1 protein-coding gene is annotated in these 1,487 nt (G+C 67.0%); it reads left to right on the forward strand.

Annotated elements, in window-relative coordinates; translation table 11 throughout:
• The first annotated feature begins 254 nt into the window (after positions 1–254).
• Positions 255–1,451, forward strand: coding sequence for an IS30 family transposase (locus tag ACFQLX_RS25645; RefSeq protein ID WP_386418915.1), 1,197 nt, complete (start codon positions 255–257; stop codon positions 1,449–1,451).
• The last annotated feature ends 36 nt before the right edge of the window (positions 1,452–1,487 follow it).

Genomic DNA, 1,487 nt, shown 5'->3' on the forward strand with positions numbered 1-1,487 from the left:
CTTAGGTTCTAGCGGTCCTCGCAACACTCACGACGTGGGGAGTTGCGAGGACCGTGGGCGGTAAGAGGCTCGAACCAGCGCTGAAGAAGCGCTTCCTTGAGCGGCTGGATGCGTTGGGGAGCGTGTCTGCCGCAGCTCGTGAGCTGGGGCTGAACCGGAACACCGCGTTCGCCCTGGCCTACAAGGCCGGAATCAAGGTGGGACACCAGCGGCATCCGCGGCGCGAAGAGTACGAGCAGCTGCGGAGCCGGGGTCTGTCCCGTCGAGAAGCCGCCAGGCGGACGGGAGTGAACGAGCGCACGGCGAAGGACTGGGACAACGGCGTCAGGAAGAGCCGCAACGGACGGGCCTATCTGGACGGCCGGCGTGTGAACTACACGACGGGTACCGTCACGATGTCCGGTGTGATCATGACTGCACACCAGGTGAGACCGGTCAGCCTGAAGGCCCTGGAGAAGAAGCTGCACCCGCGGTTCCTGACGGTCGCCGAGCGGGAGCGGATACGCGATCTCCGTGCCGCCGGCCACTCGCTGCGCGCCATCGGGCGGGCCCTGGAGCGGCCGGCCAGCACCATCTCCCGCGAGCTGCGGGCCAACTCCGGGGCCAACGGCTACCACCCCTACGCGGCGCACAGGGCCGCCGCCGCGCGTAGGCCCCGACCGAAGGAACCCAAGCTCAAGCGCGAGAGCCCGCTGCGCAGCTTCGTCCAGGACGGACTGCGCAGACGGTGGTCACCGGAACAGATCTGCCACGCTCTGATCAAGGCACATCCCGACGACCAGGACATGCGGGTGAGCGTGGAGACGATCTATCAGGCACTGTATTTGCAGGCCAGGGGCGGTCTGAAGCGGGAAGTCCAGGCAGCTGTCCGCACCGGACGCACCCGGCGCAAGCCGCGACGCGACCCAAGCTGTCGCACCCCTAGGTTCAACGACCCGATGGTGATGATCAGCAGCCGTCCCGCCGAGGTCGAGGACCGGGCGGTGCCCGGTCACTGGGAAGGTGACCTGATCATCGGCGCCCAGGGCCGGTCGGCCATCGCGACTCTGGTCGAGCGGACCACCCGCTACACCATGCTGGTCCACCTGCCCGCCAGCTCCCACGACGCCGATACCGTCCGCGACGGCCTGGTCCGCACCATCCAGACTCTCCCCGAGCATCTGCGCGGCTCTCTCACCTGGGACCAGGGAGCGGAGATGGCACGTCACAAGCAGTTCACCACCGCCACCGGGATGCCGGTCTACTTCTGTGATCCCGCCTCCCCCTGGCAGCGCGGCTCCAACGAGAACACCAACGGCCTGCTGCGGCAGTACTTTCCCAAGGGCACCGATCTGAGCCTGCACAGTCCCGAAGACCTCGAACACGTCGCGCAGGAACTCAACGGCCGCCCACGCAAGACGCTCGGCTGGGATACACCAGCCGAGCGTCTACGTGATCTACTCACCACCTGAGCCAGGCAGTGTTGCAACGACCGCTAGAACTGAAGC

This window comes from Streptomyces polyrhachis, assembly GCF_042663125.1.
In the GTDB taxonomy this organism is placed as follows: Bacteria; Actinomycetota; Actinomycetes; order Streptomycetales; family Streptomycetaceae; genus Streptomyces; species Streptomyces polyrhachii.